Source organism: Nitrospirota bacterium (assembly GCA_015233895.1).
Taxonomy (GTDB): domain Bacteria; phylum Nitrospirota; class Thermodesulfovibrionia; order Thermodesulfovibrionales; family Magnetobacteriaceae; genus Magnetomonas.
The window spans coordinates 1-19,164 of record JADFXG010000029.1; the positions used below are offsets into that span (position 1 = coordinate 1).

The 19,164-nt window shown below is 43.2% G+C and carries 17 protein-coding genes and 1 tRNA gene; all 18 read right to left on the minus strand.

The genetic code is table 11. The annotated features are described in order from the left end of the window. Nucleotides 1–330: 330 nt before the first annotated feature. The 18 genes from HQK88_14165 to infB all read right to left on the minus strand — a co-directional run bounded on the left by HQK88_14165 (nucleotide 331) and on the right by infB (nucleotide 19,163). Complete coding sequence (locus tag HQK88_14165; protein MBF0617947.1) at nucleotides 331–2,010, minus strand: site-specific integrase; 1,680 nt, start codon at nucleotides 2,008–2,010, stop codon at nucleotides 331–333. Nucleotides 2,011–2,125: 115 nt separating this feature from the next. After that, nucleotides 2,126–2,199: transfer RNA gene (locus HQK88_14170), tRNA-Met, on the minus strand. Between the two features lie 135 nt (nucleotides 2,200–2,334). Beyond that, nucleotides 2,335–3,240 (minus strand): signal recognition particle-docking protein FtsY, encoded by a 906-nt coding sequence (gene ftsY, locus HQK88_14175; GenBank protein ID MBF0617948.1) that lies wholly within the window; start codon nucleotides 3,238–3,240, stop codon nucleotides 2,335–2,337. A gap of 15 nt (nucleotides 3,241–3,255) precedes the next feature. Next, on the minus strand, nucleotides 3,256–4,341 hold the full coding sequence (locus tag HQK88_14180) for a 3-dehydroquinate synthase (GenBank protein ID MBF0617949.1): 1,086 nt from the start codon (nucleotides 4,339–4,341) through the stop codon (nucleotides 3,256–3,258). Between the two features lie 7 nt (nucleotides 4,342–4,348). Next, nucleotides 4,349–4,864 carry a shikimate kinase gene (locus tag HQK88_14185; protein ID MBF0617950.1) on the minus strand — a complete coding sequence of 172 codons (516 nt, stop codon included), beginning with the start codon at nucleotides 4,862–4,864 and terminating at the stop codon, nucleotides 4,349–4,351. 27 nt (nucleotides 4,865–4,891) lie between these two features. Beyond that, complete coding sequence (locus HQK88_14190; GenBank protein ID MBF0617951.1) at nucleotides 4,892–6,169, minus strand: hypothetical protein; 1,278 nt, start codon at nucleotides 6,167–6,169, stop codon at nucleotides 4,892–4,894. Between the two features lie 54 nt (nucleotides 6,170–6,223). After that, nucleotides 6,224–7,408: a chorismate synthase gene (aroC, locus tag HQK88_14195; GenBank protein ID MBF0617952.1), complete on the minus strand. Its 1,185-nt coding sequence runs from the start codon at nucleotides 7,406–7,408 to the stop codon at nucleotides 6,224–6,226. 33 nt (nucleotides 7,409–7,441) lie between these two features. Next, nucleotides 7,442–9,748, minus strand: coding sequence for a type IV pilus secretin PilQ (pilQ, locus tag HQK88_14200; GenBank protein MBF0617953.1), 2,307 nt, complete (start codon nucleotides 9,746–9,748; stop codon nucleotides 7,442–7,444). Between the two features lie 207 nt (nucleotides 9,749–9,955). Further along, nucleotides 9,956–11,299, minus strand: a complete 1,344-nt coding sequence (locus tag HQK88_14205; GenBank protein ID MBF0617954.1) for an AMIN domain-containing protein — start codon at nucleotides 11,297–11,299, stop codon at nucleotides 9,956–9,958. Continuing rightward, nucleotides 11,290–11,853: a hypothetical protein gene (locus HQK88_14210; protein ID MBF0617955.1), complete on the minus strand. Its 564-nt coding sequence runs from the start codon at nucleotides 11,851–11,853 to the stop codon at nucleotides 11,290–11,292. Before HQK88_14210 ends, HQK88_14205 begins: the two co-directional genes overlap by 10 nt. Before the next feature lie 23 nt (nucleotides 11,854–11,876). Further along, nucleotides 11,877–12,449 carry a type 4a pilus biogenesis protein PilO gene (pilO, locus tag HQK88_14215; GenBank protein ID MBF0617956.1) on the minus strand — a complete coding sequence of 191 codons (573 nt, stop codon included), beginning with the start codon at nucleotides 12,447–12,449 and terminating at the stop codon, nucleotides 11,877–11,879. Then, complete coding sequence (locus tag HQK88_14220) at nucleotides 12,449–13,048, minus strand: PilN domain-containing protein (GenBank protein ID MBF0617957.1); 600 nt, start codon at nucleotides 13,046–13,048, stop codon at nucleotides 12,449–12,451. The genes pilO and HQK88_14220 overlap by 1 nt, the downstream gene beginning before the upstream one ends. Continuing rightward, nucleotides 13,045–14,109, minus strand: a complete 1,065-nt coding sequence (gene pilM / locus HQK88_14225; GenBank protein MBF0617958.1) for a type IV pilus assembly protein PilM — start codon at nucleotides 14,107–14,109, stop codon at nucleotides 13,045–13,047. The genes HQK88_14220 and pilM overlap by 4 nt, the downstream gene beginning before the upstream one ends. 87 nt (nucleotides 14,110–14,196) lie before the next feature. After that, nucleotides 14,197–15,072 (minus strand): tRNA pseudouridine(55) synthase TruB, encoded by an 876-nt coding sequence (gene truB / locus HQK88_14230; GenBank protein ID MBF0617959.1) that lies wholly within the window; start codon nucleotides 15,070–15,072, stop codon nucleotides 14,197–14,199. Nucleotides 15,073–15,088: 16 nt separating this feature from the next. Beyond that, nucleotides 15,089–16,090 (minus strand): bifunctional oligoribonuclease/PAP phosphatase NrnA, encoded by a 1,002-nt coding sequence (locus HQK88_14235; protein ID MBF0617960.1) that lies wholly within the window; start codon nucleotides 16,088–16,090, stop codon nucleotides 15,089–15,091. Beyond that, nucleotides 16,065–16,436 (minus strand): 30S ribosome-binding factor RbfA, encoded by a 372-nt coding sequence (rbfA, locus tag HQK88_14240; GenBank protein MBF0617961.1) that lies wholly within the window; start codon nucleotides 16,434–16,436, stop codon nucleotides 16,065–16,067. The genes HQK88_14235 and rbfA overlap by 26 nt, the downstream gene beginning before the upstream one ends. Further along, complete coding sequence (locus tag HQK88_14245; GenBank protein ID MBF0617962.1) at nucleotides 16,436–16,714, minus strand: DUF503 domain-containing protein; 279 nt, start codon at nucleotides 16,712–16,714, stop codon at nucleotides 16,436–16,438. The genes rbfA and HQK88_14245 overlap by 1 nt, the downstream gene beginning before the upstream one ends. 67 nt (nucleotides 16,715–16,781) lie before the next feature. Further along, nucleotides 16,782–19,163 carry a translation initiation factor IF-2 gene (gene infB / locus HQK88_14250; GenBank protein ID MBF0617963.1) on the minus strand — a complete coding sequence of 794 codons (2,382 nt, stop codon included), beginning with the start codon at nucleotides 19,161–19,163 and terminating at the stop codon, nucleotides 16,782–16,784. Nucleotide 19,164: the final 1 nt, after the last annotated feature.

The window sequence follows — 19,164 nt, forward strand, 5'->3', positions numbered from 1 at the left end:
AGCCAGCCTTTAAGAAACTGGAGCCAAACTATTTCTCAACCTGCTTTATTTTTCGAGGGCAGGCTAATATTGGATATCACTGTGTGACGGAGTTTCAGACTTGACACAGTTTAATGAATTTATCCCTGCAAACAGCCTGACCTGTCTTACAGTTCAGGCGGGAGTTTTATAACCACTGTACGATTAAATGGTGTTCAGTACAGTTTATGAACGACTTAATCTGTATCCACATAAAATTACTTCCTCATCACTTCCCAACGCGTTTTAAAAAGTGACTTACAGACAGTTCAACATCATAATTCAGTTTTTTGATATATTCAAATTTCAATTTTACATTATAATCTTACCGTATCTGCCATCAGTAATAGAACCAGTAGAGTGTCCAACAAGTTCACTTCTTACACCTTTATCGAGGCCCTGTTGCTTCAAGTTGTCAATAAAGGTATGTCTGAACGAATGAAATACACGTTTTTCATTTTTCGTTACATATTTTCTGTTGTATTTATTGTACCACCTTGTAAAATAATGTGCATATCCGTCTCTCTTTTTAAACAGATTTTTAAAAACTCTTTCATGTTCAAATGAGTTTATAAAATCTAAAAACCCCAAACCTATAATGACTGGTGAAATCGGCACAATTAGATTGCTGCTCTTAGTTTTGGTGTTTTTATCTTTTTCATCATTAATATCAAAGCACCAGATACCTCCTATCTGTATTATATCTTCTTTGTATAGTTGTGCAATTTCATTCAGTCTCATGCCAGAATATAATGCGATTATGGGTATCCACCATCTTTCAGGATACAATAATGCATTTTTCTTATCTGTATATATGGGTGAATTAAAAAGTGCTTTCAAATCAGTAGCATCATATACATCTCGCTCTTCATTATCCTTTCTTTTATCTTTCTTTTTAATTTTGACACAATAATTAGTGGTGATATAAGCATTTTGTCTGGCATACTCAAATACCATATTAACCTGTACCAAATATTTTCTGATGGTTGTCTCGCTCAGTGTTTTATTGCTTTTTAAAGTGCCATTCCTAACCAATTCAACGATTTCTCCAATGGGTTTTCCAGAATATCCATGCATTTTCTTTAATAATTCAATATAATCTGTAAAATCTGTCTTTGTGTAGTCTAAAATTGGCTTATTACCTATAATTTCTGGTAAGTCTTTATAAAATATCTTTAGTTCGTACTCATTCTTTTCACTCCATGCGACTTGTGCTACTTTTTCTTTAAAGAATTCGGCTATTACGTCTGTAAGGTGTTTCTCAGGCTTTTTAAGTTTTGAAGGTGTTGTAATAACCCTTTGTTCTTGTTCTATTGGGTTATCGAGTAAATTCTGTAAAATATTATCGTGTGGGTTATTAAAATTACCTGATACACGTTCCTTTTCTATTTTAAAGGCTTCAATGAGCGCCTTACCCATTTCTCGGATTAACTTTTTATATGCTTCGGAATTCTTATCTAAATTTATGTTACGTCTCTCTAAGAAATTAAAGGTATAGCCTTCCGCTAATTTTAACTCATTTGAGGATATATCTCTTTTCAGAATATCTATCCGTAAGTCTCTAATCTCTAATTGCAAGGGTAATGTCACTTTAGGATTATCAATTTTAGTGGGTTTATCATCGTTATGCTTGAGATAACCATTAAAGAAATCCCTTGCAATTTCTTTTATACGGTTGTTATCTATATCTTCAGTTATTTCGGCTTGTGGAATACTATCGCCATTACCTTTCTCAAAATAACCGAAGTCATTTTTCATGAAGTCAGTGAAAGCCTTATTTATCTCTTCTTTATCCATAATATTTGAAAGTGCAAATAGTTTCACTGCTTTGGCACCCCCCACGCTACATATAATTTTAGCAGTTTTGATATCCTTTGTTCCAATCGCTTTTTTTATAAATTTGCTTTTAAAATATGATTGCAGTCGTTTGGGTACTCTAATCCTAAAATAGTAGTTCCCATTGTAACTGGTGAGGTATTTAGTATTTTTCATGCATCACCCAGTAGAGTTTTACATGAAAATGTGCCCTATTTTGTGACCTACTCATTTACGGGTATAATCCCCGTAGAGTGGCGTGAATACTGGCTTGGCTTTAGGCTAAAACAAGTGGCGGTGCAGGGATTTGAACCCCGGACACTGCGGATATGAGCCGCATGCTCTGACCACCTGAGCTACACCGCCTCATTAAGACCAAATTAGTATATACTCTAAATACTCAAAAACTCAATACCTCTAAAAAGAAATTATATCGGGATGCCGTATACAAGAGCCTGTAATTGGCGGTACTCTCTCTCTGTAGAAAACTCTTTAACTGTGTCAGTCAAATAACGCTGATGCAAATTCCCCAGGTATAAAATCCTGATAATCGCCTATTTTCTCTCCAACTCCTATCAATCGAATAGGGATATTCAGCTCTTTTTTTATAGCAAGTACAATTCCACCTTTGGATGTGCCGTCCATCTTGGTTAACGCTATACCGGTTATACCAACTGCCTCATTAAAAAGCTTTGCCTGGCTAAGTGCGTTCTGGCCCGTTGTGGCATCAAGCACAAGAAGAGTTTCATGCGGGGCGCCTGGGACTGATTTGCCTATCACACGCTTTATCTTTTTTAACTCCTCCATCAGATGAGTTTTTGTGTGCAGTCTTCCAGCCGTATCCACTATTACAAGATCAATACCTCTGGCCTTTGCTGCCTCTACAGCATCATACGCAACAGCCGCTGGGTCAGATCCATGCTGGTGTTTCACGATTGAAGCCCCTGCTCTTGTTGCCCAAACATCCAACTGCTCGATGGCCGCAGCCCGGAAAGTATCCGCTGCGGCAAGAATTACCGAATGCCCCTCTGAGACTGCTTTCATAGCAAGCTTGCCTATTGTTGTGGTTTTTCCCACCCCGTTTACCCCAAGGCAAAACACCACAAACGGCCTCTCTCTATAGAGCACAAACGGCTGAGGCATTCCCAGTATTGCAGTCATCGTGTTCTTTAAGAAAACCTTTATATCGTCTGTCTTTTTTATTTTACCGGCTTTATATTCCTCTTTAAGCCCCTCTATTATCTCCGTTGTTGATTTAACCCCTATGTCAGAGGTAAAAAGGATTTCCTCAAAAGCCTCTATAGTTTCCTCTGTTACCGCTTTGCCTGAAAAAAGCGTCTCAACGTCCATAAAAAGCGCTTCTCGCGTCTTTTTAAGGCCAGTCTTTAGCGAATCAACGAATCCCATTATATCCTATCCCTTTCAGCCCTTTAACACCGAGGCAATGTCTTCACGATTTATACCTTTTAGTACCTTTACAGTTCCGATTTTTTCTGGCAATACAAATTTCAGGTTCCCGCTCTCTGCCTTCTTATCATAACTCATCGCATTCAGCAGCGAATTGACACTGAGTTTCTGCGATGTAATTGTGGCGGGTAAGCCGTAACTTTCTATCAAATCCATAATGTCATAAGATTGCTTTTCATCAATAAGCCCTAATTTTACTGATAGTTTCCCCTCAAGATTCATACCTATTGCCACAGCCTCCCCATGCAGATACCTCGTGTAGCCGGTAACCGTTTCAATGGCATGGCCAATTGTGTGGCCAAAGTTTAATATCTCTCTGAGCCCTGATTCTCTCTCATCAAAAGACACCACCTCGGCCTTTATCTGGCATGAGCGCTTGATTATGTGAGTCAGTGCAGAGTCTTCTTTTCTTAGAATCTGCTCCCTGTGATTTTTTAAATAACTAAAGAAATCTTTATCTTTGATTACTCCGTACTTTATTACCTCCCCGATGCCGCTTATCGTCTCACGTTCCGGAAGGGTCTGTAGTGTATCTGTGTCTATAAGCACAAGACGAGGCTGATAAAAAGTGCCAATCATGTTTTTACCAAGATGATGATTCACTCCGGTCTTTCCGCCTACAGAGCTATCCACCTGAGCAAGAAGCGTTGTCGGTACCGCAATGTAATCGATGCCTCTCATATAAATAGAGGCGGCAAAGCCTGTCATGTCCCCAATAACACCACCGCCAAGCGCTACAAGAGCTGATTTTCTGTCAAGACCGCCTTTAAGCAACTCTGTTAAAATGTAAGACAACCAACTGAGGTCCTTAAACTCCTCACCATCAGGAATCAGCACAAAGCCCGTACTAAACCCCGCTTCTTTAAGTGAATTTATAACCCTACCGCCATACAAAGAAAAAACAAAAGGATTACTTATTACAAAGACCCTCTGCCCCACTTTGAGCTCTGACAGTCTCTGTCCTAAAGTATCTATAGAGCCGCCGGCTATTACTATCTCGTAGCTTCTTGGCCCTAATTCTAAACACAGGGTTTCCTTCACACAGAGCTCAGCGCACCGCTTTCCAGTGCTCTATAATTTCTTGAGCTATCTCCATGGGGCTCTTACCGTCTGTTTCTATGGTTATGTCGGCATTGCGATATTTTTCATCCCGCTGGTTTAACAGTTCTTTGATTTTTTCATAAGGGTTTTCTACTTTAAGAAGAGGCCTGTCTGTGGAATCTTTTGTCCTCTGGAGTATGGTCTCAGGGGTTGCCATAAGACAAACTATCAAACCGTTTTGCCTTAAACAGGCTATATTTTCCTCCCTGAGTACGATTCCGCCTCCGGTTGATATGACAAGTCCGCCACCGCCACCGCTTGAAATCTTTTTAGCCATCCTCGTCTCTTTATCTCTAAAGGAGGGCTCCCCATGCTCTTTGAATATATCGCATATAGTCATACCGGTTTCTGACTCTATTTCCTCATCAACATCCACAAGCTTCATCCCCAGTTCTTTTGCAAGAATCTTTCCTGCCGTGGTCTTACCGGTTCCCATAAAACCTGTTAAAACAATGTTTTTCAATCTATATCCTCTATCAAATAGCAAGACTCAGGGTCTTGGCATTGCTACCACAGTTCCGTACTCGCCCACTGCCACAAAATTACCGCTGCCATAAGCTATCTGGAAAAGTGTATGAGTTGTTCCGGATGTTCTATTATCCCAAGTTTCCCCGTCACGAGAATGCAGGAGAGTGCCGCTTGCGCCAACAACATAGAACTCATTATTACCATAGGCTACACCGTTTAAATTAGCAGTAGTGCCGCTGTTACGCGAGGTCCAGGTATTGCCGTCTGTGGAGGAATATATGGTGCCTGCCTCGCCAACCATTACATACTTAACAAAACCGGTGTAATTGTCGCCGCGTACAATATCATAAAGTGCAAGTGGGTTTGATATACTACCCATGAACGTATAGCTCCAGTTTGTGCCGTTTGTTGACTTTAAGAGCGTACCTGATTCGCCCACTGCAAAAAAAGTACTGGTAGCGTTGTCGTATGCTATTCTGTAGAGATTCTGAGGTGTCCAGCCTGCAACATTAGCGGTAGTCCAGTTACTGTAATTAGTCACATAATTTGGGATACCATTTGAGGTTACGGTCTTTATTACTCCGTTTGCCCCTACTGCTACATAAGTATTGCCAGCATAAGCCACACCATAGAAAACAGTGGTGTTATCGTCACCGTTTATATATGACCATGATGTGGAATCATCTGAATATATTAAAGACCCGCGCATACCGACAGCTATGTAAGATGGGGTTGCCCCATAGGCAACTCCGTAGAGGGATGTGCCATACCCATAATCAATGCTGCCATATGTATTAGTACGAGCCGCCTTAAACCTCCAATTAACAGCATCGGTTGAAGTCAGAATCGTTTTATTATAAAAATAATAAGTTACATTATTGCTATCTGTGGCGCTGCAGTACTCTGCGTCACCAACTATAATGAAATTGTAGTATTTAAAGCTGTCATACTTAATTCCACGAAAATCAACCGTTGTACAGCTGGAATAGTTAGGATCAGTTAACGACGATACAGTGGGTGTAGCGGTGGTCGTGGTAGTAGTGCTGGAGCTTGAGCTGCTGCTTGTTAAGTTGTCTAATGAGCTGGTTGTGGTTGTGCTGCTGGCCACAGAGGTTGTGGTTGTACTGCTGCCGGTTGAGTTGTCAGAAGAGCTGGTTGTGGTTGTTACGGTTGTTGTAGAGCCGCTGGAGGAAGATGAGCTGCCGCTATCTGCTGTGCCGCCTCCACAACCGCTTAAATACACAATACAAGCCAGTATTGCTAAATATAGCACAAATAAATTCCTGCTTCTTTTTGTCATAACATCACCTCTTTAACGAGTTTTTATCTTTCGGATTAACATTCCGTATATTTCTTAAAATTCACTGACATATTCCATATATTTGTTGAAGTTGCTGATGGTTTCACCCATAGTGTCGCCACCAAACTTTGTGAGCATTAAATCGGCAATGGTTATCGCCGTTACTGCCTCAGCAATAACTGCACAAGCTGGTACTGCGCAGACATCCGAGCGTTCATATGTTGCTTCAACAGGAGATTTTGTCTTTATATCCACAGACCTTAAAGGTTTTCGCTGGGTTGGAATGGGTTTCATAGCTCCCCTTAGGAGAATTGGCATACCATTAGACATGCCTCCCTCCACTCCTCCGCAATTATTTGTCTTTCTTATAAAGCCACTGTCTTTTTCATAAAATATCTCATCCATGACCTGAGAGCCGGGGCGCACTGCCATGTCAAACCCAAGGCCTGTTTCAACACCCTTTACGGCCTGAATTGCCATCAACGATTGTGCCAGCAGGCCGTCAAGCCGCTTATCCCACTGCGTATGGCTGCCAAGCCCTGTAGGCACATTAAGGGCAAACACTTCAAATATTCCGCCCAAAGTGTCGCCTTGCTCTTTAGCCTCATCAATAGCACACACCATATGCTTACTATCCTCCGGGTACGGGCAGCGGACATCAGATTTCTCAGCACTTTCATATAACAACTTAAGCGCAGCAGAGTCAGCAGTGTCAACTCCGGAATACCGCCTGCCAACACCGCCTATGTTTATCACATAACTTCCTGTTTTTATGCCAAACTCTCCTATAAACTTCTTACACAGTGCTCCAATAGCCACTCTCCCGGCAGTTTCACGTGCCGACGACCTTTCAAGCACATTCCTTACATCCTTAAAACCATACTTTATTACACCCGGTAAATCGGCGTGCCCAGGACGCGGTTTTGTTACAGCTGCAATACTGCCGCTCTTAGCAGCATCGTCAGACATCCCCGATTCCCAGTTTTTCCAGTCGCGGTTATCTATTTTCAGCGTTATGGGTGAGCCAAGCGTTTTTCCCCACCTGACACCCGAAAGAAACTCAACACGGTCACTCTCTATCTTCATTCTTCCGCCACGGCCATAACCCATCTGGCGCCGCTTTAAATCCACATTTATATCCTCTGCCTCTATGGACAGATTTGACGGAAGCCCATCCACTATGCCAATTATTGCCTTACCGTGTGACTCACCACCGGAGAGTGTTCTTAAATGCGGCATTACCTACCATGTTTCCTGGTTTATAACCATGCTTTAGCCTGACGTGCCATCCTCTGTCTCTCTGTTTAGAATCCTTGGTGTTATGAATATCAGAAATTCACTGTTGTTTTTAGTTACCGTGTCAGTTTTAAACAACCAACCCAATATCGGGATATCTTTTAACCACTTTGTTCCTTCATCAGATTCCTTTAGGTCTTGTTTAAATATTCCTCCGAGAACAAGTGTTTCTCCATTTTTTATGAGTGCTTTTGTATCCTCTGATATCTTCTTTGTTCTGGGTGCGTCAGAGCCACCGATTGAGGTCATGCTGACATAGTCCTCTTTGCTTATGGTTACAGTCAGTATGATGGAATTGTCCGGCGTCACCTGTGGTGTGACTGATATGTTGACAGTCACATCTTTAAAAGCAGCTGAAACCACGCTTGCTCCACCTGAGGTGGATATTTGAGGATACGGAATGCTCTCACCCTGAGATATTGTAGCCTTTTGGTTATCCATTGTTAAAACCCTCGGACTGGTCAGTATCTTACCCTTATCGGCAGACTCAAGGGCTTGTAGTTTGAGGTCAAGGCCAAGGGTGCCAAGAGCGTTTAAAAATCCCATAATTATGCTACTGCTTACGCCGCTTACTGCGGTTGGTAAATCTGCAAGATACGAATTGCCACTGAGACTGCCCTGTCCGGCGACACCAGTGCCTAATTTCCAGCCGTCTTTTGAATTATACTTTTGGTAACCGCCCCAGCTTACTCCCAGAGTATCCAACACGTTATTTGAAACCTCCACGATTCGTGCCTCTATCAGTATCTGAGCCGTCGGTTTGTCAAGACGCTTTATCATTTTATCTATTTCGTCCATTACTCTTGCCACATCTCTGATGATTAAAGAGCCGGTTCTGGCATCTGATGTTATCGTTCCTCTTTTAGAGAGCATATTGTTTTCCTGAGTTTTCAGGAACGCTTTAACGTCATCAACTTTTGCGTAGTTTATATGAAATATTTTTGTCACGAGGTCTTCGGACTCTTCTTTTATGTCTTTTAATTCTTTTTGAGACTTTGCTACCTCATTCTCCTGTTTCTGCTCAGCATCAAGAGTGCTCCGTGTGGCTATTCTTATGATATTGCCTTGCACATCACAACCCAGCGCTGGTGAATTAGTTTTAAGTATAAGTTGCATAATCTCGTACCACAGGGCATCTTTCACCTGCATGGTTGTTGTCCCTTTAACTCCGGTGTCCACCACAATATTACAGCCGCTTTCCTGAGCAAGCAGTCTAAAGACCGACACCACATCGGCATTTTGGAAATCCAGCACCAACGTACTCTGCGAGTTGCACGGCAGGGGTTTGCCGCTGCAAGAATTTATTGCAGGTTTTGATGTCTCCGAGGAGACCTGTTCGGTTTGCAAAGGGGTGACAGTTGGAGAGACAGGCGGAGTTAATTTTCTGCCGACAGCCGTTTTAGAGTCATCCATCTGAGTTGAGGGCATTTCAAAAGCTTTGTTTACTGAGGCCTCAGCCATATCAGCCGTTGTTAAAGACACAGTAAGACTGTCAGGGCCCGATAACACCTTGGAGCTGGTTCCGCTGTCAAGTACCATTTCAATCCGAACACCACCGCGTTTTTTGCTCCAGTTAAAGCTTCTGACGGGGGCAGCCACCTTATCGGGCGTTATGGCACTCAAATCAACCCCTGCAATGTCAATAACAAGACGGTCGTCGTACTTTGAAACCTCAGGAACCATCTTACCATCTCCCTTAATGACCACCTGTACGGCGCCGTCCTCATGCTTAAACTGTACGTCTGTTACACTGCTGGCCTTTTTAAGAGCAGGTTCTGCTTGCTCAGAGCTTACCTTTTCCATAAGGCCGTCAAAATCGGAGTTAGCTCCTGCCGTTTTGTCTCCCCCGGCTTGTTTTGAGACGTTTATAGTCAATACGCCACCGCTTACAAAGTGGGTTGTCTCAAGAGGAGCCTGCAGGGTTATTTCCGCTATTGTGGAAACAACATGTCCGGGTTTTGTTTGGAAATTTATCTCAGATATTCCATCTTTTTTAGATATAAGACGTTCCGTAAAGCGGCCCGGCTCTACTCCCTTTAATTCAACAAATATTTTGAAAGGATCGCTGTCTCTTGCCACCGTGTAATCAAAGTCCGAAGAGATTGTAAACCTTACGGCATAATCATATATATCAACAGCTTTAATCACTTTTGCGCCAGCTCGTTCCTCCGGCGTTTTTTCTTTAACGCTAAATCTGGATGCACAAGCAGCCAAAAAAAACAAAGATAATGACAACACAAACACCACAGCTAATAATCCGATACCTTTTCGTGGTAAACCCATATTTCTCACTTTACCTCCCTCACGTATTAACTCTAAAACAGTTTACACCAATCCGCATTCTATTGCCTAATTTTGTTGGCATGCGTCAAAAGCTCCTCAACGTACTCAAAGTACGCCTACGTCGCTTTTTCCTTGCCGCCTCGTTATGCTTCTGAATGCGACTTGGTATTACACATATAAAACACATTATGAGACCCTCCGCGGACATTACGCCGCTACCTTTTTTTTCTTACGATGTTTTTTCTTTTTGCTCTTTGACTTAGCAGAATTCTTAGCAGAATGTTTTGCAGAATCCACTGTCACATTCAAATCAAGCGAGAGTTTGCCATTTTCTGATGTGATATTTGTCCTTCTTATCGTCTTTGAGCCTCCACCCAGCCCTGTGAGTGTTATGTTTAAGTCTTTTATTATTATCGTACGCCCCTCAGGCTCCTCTGCATAGCTATCCGCTTCATGGCTTGCCAGTCTGGAGACCCTTATGGTGTTGTCATTTTCGATTGTCTTACCAAGGTGCGCAGTCTCAAGGACATGATCGAGAGCTTTTTGCCAGGGCATATCTCTAAGCTGTATAGTTATCTTACCGCTTACACCAGGGTCAAGCACAATGTTGGCGCCGCTTACCTCAGATATAAGCCTGATAACGGAGACAACATCGGCATCAACAAAATCAAGCGATATGAGATGGTCTTTAAAGTCAGGCGCATGAGCCGCTGACTCTTTTATAGCGGGCTCTTTATGCAAATCCTCCGGTTCCGTGTTTGATGCTGCGCTCACATCCACCTTGCCCTGCGGGTAGAGCCTCACCGAGAACCCGTCACTAAGTAGCTGTACATCATACTTAATCTTATCGGTTAAATCCAGCACAATCCTTACTTTATCTTTATGCTGCCAGTGTCTTATTCCTTTTATCGGGCTCTGCACGTTGAGTTTGGGCATTTTAGCGAGTCTTACGCCAGGAATATCAACAACAATTCGTCCCTCAAGAGAAAACACATCCGGGACAAGGGCACCGTCCCCTTTCACCTCAAAAACCACGGCACCATCTGCCTGTTTTAACTCTATGCCTGTAATTAGTTTGCCTGTTATCTGGCCTATGCCAGCAGTTTCAGGTTTGTCTGTTTTTTCAATCGCATGTACTTTTATGTTAAGGATATTGTCCTCAGACAGAGTCTTAATTGTAAAACCGTCAACGTAATGTATCTTTAAGGTGCTGTCTTCAGATGGGGTTATATTGTCAGAAGCTACACTCTTAGAGCCTATAACAGATACTGCAGGAGACCCCTCGCCGCCGGTGATAGTTTTACCTTTAAAAGCTCCGGAGGCCACTCCGGGCAGGTAAACACTTATTATTGACTTACTCTCCTGCGGTATAGCCTCATACGTAAACGGCTTTTCTAACACCACGTTTATATTAAGGCCGGAAACATCTATGCTTATAATAGAGTTTTGTTCAACTAAGTCACTACCCTTATTATTTTTTTCAACAGAGGCACAGCCAAAAAACAAAAAAATCACCAGAGAAGCTAAGACAGCGTTTCTAATTACCGCCACTCAACCTCCTCCTCCTCGGTTCTTAATCTGATTTTTCTCTTGATAGAAATCACTCGTCCGTATGGGTCTGTGCTATCCTCTTTGACCACTATTCCGGTAAGATTGTCTTCATTTCTGTTATTTAGGTAAATTCTTGACACTACCCCGCCATTTGGCCCCATTGGCATGCCCTTCCTTACAACAAAATATTTTCCTCCCGTAATTGTCACTAAACCATACAATTCATACTCTTTTGGGTCACCATCTTGTCTGTCAGAGCACTGCACGTGTTGCTTGCCTTTAGTGTCGCAAAGAACCCCTAAAAGCCTGATTGAGTCTAAATCGACAGTTTCAAGGGGAGTGAGGACACGTCTTTTTTTGTTTTCTTTGGTGCCAGCTCTTATCCTTTTGTTAAAAGTTATGATGGACATAAAAGGATCACGCCTGGAGGACGAACTGTACTGATATTTCACCGGTTTGGGAACATCTATCACCGGGGACTCAGCAGATTCACCCTGCGGAGTTTCAGCGTATGAGACGCCTTTAAAGAAAAACATCACTGCCAGTACTGACAATAATGCTATTTCTACCAGTTTTTTCAGTTTCCCTCCGGTTCCGGTTTAGACGTAAATGTGCTTGCGTTTAAGTTTATGCTTAAAACATCACCACCAGGTGACAGGACAATCTGGGATACATTTACTATTCTTTCAAGGGACGTCAGTCTGCTCAGGAAATCACCCAGTTGGTGGTATGTGCCCCTCATGTCAATCTTAACACGTGTCTCAAACAGTATTCCGCTTGGGTGCTCCGACTTGCCCTGCGGCTCCCATCTGCCTATGGCAAGGCCAGAGAGTTTACACTCATCGGATATCTGCTTCAAAAGACCCGATATCTCACTTTCCTCTGGCAGCCGTTTTTTTATCTCAGCATACGCTTTAATGGCCAGAGCCAACTGTTCTTTAAGCTTAGGAAGGTTAGCGACCTGCTTCTGAGCCTTTGCTATTTTCTCATCCACACTTTTTATATCCTTTTGCAGTTTGCTTATCTCTGTGGTCTTTGGACCCACCACCACAAGATAAAATGGTACTGCTATGAGGATAAAAGGTAAAACCACAATCAATATTTTCTGCCACTGAGGCAGTTTATCAATATCTATATTTACCTTTTCCACTACTGTTTACCAACTCCTTGCGTTGCGTCAGTTTTGGGCTCATCCTGGTTTATTGTTGTATCAATTGCAAAATCAACGGAATTTATGCCCTCAACCGTTGAACCTAATACTGCTCTGCGCAGCACGGTGTCTTTGAAGCGGCTTGATTGTTTGAGGTTTTCGACAAAAATAACCACATCGTCATTAGACAGGGCTTTCCCCTCAATTTTTAGCAAGTTACCTGTTATATCCAACTTTGTAAACCAAACATTTTCCGGCAGCAATTTACACAGGTCGTCGAGCACTTTTACCGGAAGGCTTTGAGCTGCTGTCAACTGCCCAAGGACCTTTATGTTATCCTCTATCTTTTTCTGTTTTTCACCAAGTTTTTTGACCTCGCCTAATTTGTCATTTAAGTCCTTAAGCAAGATATCTTTATGAGCCTTGTCTTTTTTCATTTTAGTGACCTTCCCTGAAAGGTAAAAATACGTATATAGAGCGGCCCCTGAGGACACTAAAAACACAACAATCAGCAACACCAAAGCCATTGGCACTGGTGCCGCTGCCTTTTTCCTTCTCCTTGCTTTCCCATCAAGTGGAAGAAGGTTTATTTTTATCATCTGTCGCCGATTTTCCTTGTAGAGAGGCCCACAGCTACCAGAGCTAATGACGATATTGCATCCAGTTGCCTTAGGTCAAAGCTTTTCGGGATTTTTATATTTTTAAATGGATTAGCAGCCGTTACATGATAGCCTGTACGCTCAGAGAGCCCGTCTCTGAACCCATACACAAGACTGCCGCCGCCGCCTGTCATAATCTCATCTATGGCCTCCATCTCAGGGGAGTCGCTGAAATAATCCAGTGATCTGCGTATCTCCATGATAATCTGATCGTTAGCACTCAAAAGCACCGATTTAACGTCCTCAGGCGATACCCCCTCCACAGACTCCCCGCGCTTCAGGCGCTCGGCTGTCTCATAAGGCAGTTTAAACTCTCTCATGAGGGACTCCGTGTGTAATATACTGCCGATTGAGCTGTCCTTAGTAAAGACCGATACCCCGTTTTTCAGTATAGTTAACGTCGTCTTTGATGCTCCTACGTCTATTATTGCAATGTTTTTAGGTTCCTCTCCCTTAACTTTGTAATTAAGCTCAAACATGTTTTCCAGTGCAAAGGCATCCACATCCACAATTACGGGGTTGAGGCCTGACTCTCTTACAGCATTTACATAGCCGTTTAAAAAATCCTTCTTTACGGCTACCAGCACAACATCTATCTGCCCTTGTTCCTCGGCAGGTCCCAGTATCTGGTAATCAAGGTTTACATCCTCTATGCCAAACGGCACATACTGCTCGGCCTCATAGCGAATATTTTCATTTAGTACATCTTCAGTCATCTCAGGCAGCATTATTTTTTTAATTATAACTGAGGAATGGCCAGAAAGTGATATTACTACATTTTTGCTCTTTATGCGGATCTTTTTAATGAGTTCCTTTATTGCCTCCACAAGCTTGGCGCTGTCTGCAATAGAATCCTCCACTATCACAGACGGGGCAATTTCCACGTAATCAAACTGCTCTAACTCATATCCCTCCCGTGTCTCTTTCAACTGCACAGCCTTAATACAAGAGGAGCCTATGTCTAGCCCCAGGAGCGACTTACTGCCCAGTAAATCAAACATTCTGCATTTTTACATAATTTATTAGTCTTGTCAAGTGTTTTTTCTATTTTTTTATAATCACTTAACAAAAAATATCAAAAAACAGCTTTAACTATTTTGTCTGCTGCTGAGCAATGTCTGTAGTCTTATCCCATTGTCGTGCATTTTAGCAATTGCAATCAGTGCTCCACTGGAATCTTTGACCTTGTAAAAAATATCACCGGTATCGGAGGCCGGTAAAATTTTAGTAATTTTGCCATTTAAGAAGTCTCTCATATCATGTTCATCTAGTGTTATCTCATCAAGATGGGACAGTGCTCTATCCATCGAATAAATCCCCCTGTTTTCAGTCTCAGTTGTTTGTAATTGGAATGAGTCGTTAATTGTAAAGTTCCCTATCCGTGTTCGCATAAGACTATGTATGTGTCCACAGGTTCCCAGTTCCTCTGCTAAATCCGAGGCAAGCGCTCTGATATATGTTCCTTTGGAGCAGAGCACCCGGATGGTTAAAAAAGGACTTTCAAAACCAACCAGTTGAAGTTCGTATATGGTTACGGTGCGTTTGGCTCTTTCAATCTCAATGCCCTGCCGGGCAAGTTTGTAAAGTGGCTGCCCATTTAACTTAAGAGCGGAAAACATGGGCGGCGTTTGCTCTATTGTGCCGGTAAAGCGGCTGAGCGCTGTCTCTATACGCTCTGAGACATCAGCGGCTACAGGCGTCTCCCTGATTACCCGCCCCTCTCTGTCGAGGGTATCTGTAGCAGTGCCAAGCTTAATTGTTGCCACGTATTCTTTATTAAAACCGGTAAAGTACCCTGAGAGTTTTGTCGCTCTGCCAGCCATTACAATAAGTACGCCCTCGGCTAAGGGATCCAGTGTGCCGGCATGTCCCACTTTTTTTGCTTTTATAGCATACTTTAGCCTCTGTATAGCGCTGTGGCTTGTTATGCCTGAGGGTTTATTAAGGTTTATCACCAAATCCATAATTGTAGTGTGTCAGTTACAGAGCTTTCTTCAACTTTTCAAGCAACATCCCTTTAATTTCATCAAGAGTGCCGGAAATTCTGTATCCGGCTGCGTTTTTATGTCCGCCACCGCCAAAGTTACCTGCTACTGCAGCCACATTTATGCCGCCCTGCGACCGAAGAGACACTTTCCACTTCTGCGGACTGTACTCTCTGAAAAACACCGACACCTTTACCGAGTCAACCATTAAAGGGAAATTCACAAAATTTTCAGTGTCCTCGCCCAAAGCGCCGGTTTCCTTAAACATACTGTCTGTCACTACCGCTACTGACACTGAAGCAAGGTGAACCTCAATTGTGGACATCATTTGTTTAAAGAGCAGAAATTTGGCCTCTGACCAGTTATTATAAAGTTTATCAGCTATGTATGATGCACTCACGCCAAGGCCAATAAGTTTGGCACTGACGACAAGAGAGTCAGCCGACGTGTTTGAGTACCGAAAGGTGCCTGTGTCAAAAGAGATAGCAAGGTACATGTTTTCGGCCATGGATTCCGTTATCTTAACTGAAAGAGCATCGAGTAAATAGTATATAAGAAGCCCTGTTGCCGGACTTTTGGACACTATCCAGTGAGCATCGCTAAAGTGATTAGTGTCAGCATCAGCCGGAGTTGCTTCAGTTACCGTTTCATAGTCTAAGTCTCCCATCAGGTGATGGTCTATTACCAGTGTTTTTTTAAATTTTACGTCCTTTAGGCCAGTTCGTTCAATAGTGTTGCAATCCACTATGATAAGAACTGAGGACTGTGCCTCCGGGAAATTAAAATCGTTTGAAAATCTCTCTGCTTTTTGCATAAAGCGATACTGGACGGGCAGAGGGTCTCTGGATTTTACTGACGCCTCCTTACCCAATGACTCAAGGGCCTCTGCAAGGGCAAGCGCTGACCCCACAGCGTCTCCATCCGGAAACACATGCGGCACTATGTAAAATCGCTGTGCTGCCTGAATTTCTTTAATCAGATTCTCTGGTGGATTCATGATTATCTCCGTGTATTTTTTCAAATATTTTATCTATTTTGGATCCATACAGCATGGATTTATCCTCAAAAAAGCTCAACACCGGTATAACTTTCATACTCAGGGTTTTTGATATCTCTTTTCTTATAAACCCTGCAGCTGAGTTTAATACCTTAAGACTTTGTTCAACATTCTCCTTTTTAAGAATGCTGACAAACACCCTTGCCGACTTCAGGTCTTCGGCCACTGAGACATCGGTAATAGTTACAAAGCCAAGCCTGGGGTCCTTTATTTTTGTCAGAACCACATGGGCAATGTCTTCACGCAGTGACCCTGACACCCGTTGAGCGCGCTTAAAAGGGTGCATTAATTTATCTCCACCGAATAGTCCAGTAGTTCCGCCATGGGTTGTTTTTCCGTCAAATTCTTAACACTCTCCAGCGTGATGTGTATTTGCTTTACATCGTTTGATATGCAGGCGCAGTATAGAGATGCCCTTTGCCATAAGTCATTGCCGTCCTCAGCAACCGATACATTAAACTTGTTTCTAAGCCTGTCCTTCAGAGATTTAACCACAAACCTCTTGGACTTTAACGAACCGGAGTCCGGTAAGTATAAATCCATTTTTAAAACACCAACTACCAAATTCGTAAGTGCAGCCTGAATTCCATCTGTACACGTCTGATGGATGACAGTCTGCGCTCCCCCCTGATTAGAGCTTTCCTGCTATCTTTTCTATCTTGTAATTTTCTAAAATATCACCGACTTGCAGATCGTTATAGTTTTCAACCACTATGCCGCACTCATAACCTTTCAAAGCTTCTTTTATATCATCCTTAAATCTCTTAAGCGTATCTATTTTGCCGTCATAAATGACAATGTTGTCTCTGATTACCCTGATACCATCCGATGACCTCTGCACAGAACCCTCCGTAACAAGACATCCTGCCACGGTGCCTATTTTTGAAATGAAAAATGTCTGTTTCACCTCTGCTGTGCCAAGAATAACCTCCTTAAGGGTGGGCTCAAGAAGTCCCTCAAGCGCTTTCTTGACGTCATCTATAGCATCGTAGATAACATTGTAGAAACGTATGTCAACGCCCTCACGTTCGGCAAGCTTTGCGGATTTAGCATCAGCCCTTACATTAAAACCGATTATTATAGCGTTAGAAGCCGAGGCCAGCATAACATCGGAGTCGTTTATCCCTCCTGTTGATGAATGTATTACTTTTACTTTGACCTCTTCATGCTTTATGTTTTCAAGAGAACTCTTTAATGCCTCAGCAGAGCCCTGGACATCGGACTTGATGATTATATTGAGTTCCTTAATGGCTTGTTCTTTTATCTTAGCGTATAGTTCATCAAGGTTTAATTTCTTCGGATGCACCGCCTGTGTTGTCTGAGTCTTTTGTCTTCTTGCCATTATAATCTGTCTGGCTCTCTTTTCCTCATCAACAACCATGAAAGACTCACCGGCATCCGGGACATCAGAAAATCCCACAACCTCCACAGGAGTGGATGGCCCGGCCTCGGTTATCTTTGCACCCTCATCGTCAACCAGCGCCCGTACTTTCCCAAAACTGAACCCTGTTACAAAAATGTCACTAACCCTGAGTTTACCGCTTTGAATCAGCACTGTGGCCACAGCGCCGCGCCCTTTATCGAGACGGGATTCTATGACAACTCCGCGTGCCGGTTTATCAGGGTTTGCCCTGAGTTCCATCATCTCGGCCTGAAGGACAATCATCTCAAGGAGGTCTTCAATGCCTATGAGTTTTTTTGCGGATACCTGCACAAAAATGTTCTTGCCGCCCCATTCCTCGGAAATTACCTCGTGTTCGGAGAGTTCCTTCTTTATTCTATCCACGTCGGCATTGCCCTTGTCTATCTTATTGATGGCAACAACTATGGGGACATTTGCTGCCCTTGCGTGATCAATAGCTTCAACAGTCTGGGGCATAACGCCGTCGTCAGCGGCAACAACGAGCACCACGATGTCTGTGACCTTAGCGCCGCGCGCTCTCATAGAGGTAAATGCCTCATGGCCGGGTGTATCCAGAAACACTATTTCCTTGCCCTTAAGCCGCACCTTGTATGCGCCTATGTGCTGTGTGATGCCGCCTGCCTCAGACTCCGTAACCTTAGTTTTTCTCAGAGCATCAAGCAGGGAGGTTTTACCGTGGTCAACGTGTCCCATGATGGTAACAACCGGAGGGCGGGGAATGAGGTTTTCATCGTCTGCCACCTCATCTGTCGCTTCATAATTTTCAACCTCAGCCGCTTCCACCTTTATGCCAAACGCCTCAGCCACCATCAAAGCGGCATCCATATCCACCACCTGGTTTATCGTCGGCATAGTGCCTAATTCCATGAATTTTTTAATAACCTCAGATATCTTCTGGCCAATCAGATGGGCAAAATCACTTACAGTGGCGCCCTCCTGTATCTTTATTATTTTCTTTCTCGGCGCAGTAGGAAGCAGAGGCTGTTTTAGGCCCATGCCTTTTTGCATTTGTCTGCCCTTTGAGGATTTCTTACCTGGTCTTGTGTCAAATATCTTCTTTTGCTCGACCTTTCTTATTGACTGAAAAGCTCTTTGCATGCTTAATTTTGGTTTTACCCTATCTACTTTTTCTATATCAACTTTCTTTTTAAATCTGTCAGGGATTACAACCTCCTCCTCCTCTTCAACACCAGGCGCAACTGCCGGGGTGGCCGGCACAGCCGCAGAAACGGCCAAAGGCGCAGCAGCAGGGAACTTGGCAGGAGGTTTATTATGAGACTGCATCTTCTGTTCGTGAGGCTTCTGTCTTTGCTCAAGAGGTTTTTGCCCGGCAGATGCCTCCGCAGGGGCAACCGGGCGAGCAGCTTGTGGCTGCTGAGGTCTCTGTTTATTGAAAGGTTTGGATTTTGAAGCCGTATCCTGCTCAGGTGTTTTAGTTGTCAGTTTTGCCGTAATTTTCTCCACTAACTCCGGGGACAAATTTGACGAATGTGTTTTGCCTTCAATGCCCATTTGTTCAATGACGGCAAGAATCTCTCTATTCTTTACCGCAAGGGTCTTTGCCAGTTCGTTAACTCTTATCATAGCCACT

Bases quoted from the DNA above. Each gene is read 5' to 3' on its own strand.
- HQK88_14165 (MBF0617947.1), bottom strand. From the start codon at position 2,010: ATGAAAAATACTAAATACCTCACCAGTTACAATGGGAACTACTATTTT.
- ftsY (MBF0617948.1), bottom strand. From the start codon at position 3,240: ATGGGATTCGTTGATTCGCTAAAGACTGGCCTTAAAAAGACGCGAGAA.
- HQK88_14190 (MBF0617951.1), bottom strand. From the start codon at position 6,169: ATGACAAAAAGAAGCAGGAATTTATTTGTGCTATATTTAGCAATACTG.
- aroC (MBF0617952.1), bottom strand. From the start codon at position 7,408: ATGCCGCATTTAAGAACACTCTCCGGTGGTGAGTCACACGGTAAGGCA.
- pilQ (MBF0617953.1), bottom strand. From the start codon at position 9,748: ATGGGTTTACCACGAAAAGGTATCGGATTATTAGCTGTGGTGTTTGTG.
- HQK88_14220 (MBF0617957.1), bottom strand. From the start codon at position 13,048: ATGATAAAAATAAACCTTCTTCCACTTGATGGGAAAGCAAGGAGAAGG.
- pilM (MBF0617958.1), bottom strand. From the start codon at position 14,109: ATGTTTGATTTACTGGGCAGTAAGTCGCTCCTGGGGCTAGACATAGGC.
- truB (MBF0617959.1), bottom strand. From the start codon at position 15,072: ATGGATTTGGTGATAAACCTTAATAAACCCTCAGGCATAACAAGCCAC.
- HQK88_14235 (MBF0617960.1), bottom strand. From the start codon at position 16,090: ATGAATCCACCAGAGAATCTGATTAAAGAAATTCAGGCAGCACAGCGA.
- rbfA (MBF0617961.1), bottom strand. From the start codon at position 16,436: ATGCACCCTTTTAAGCGCGCTCAACGGGTGTCAGGGTCACTGCGTGAA.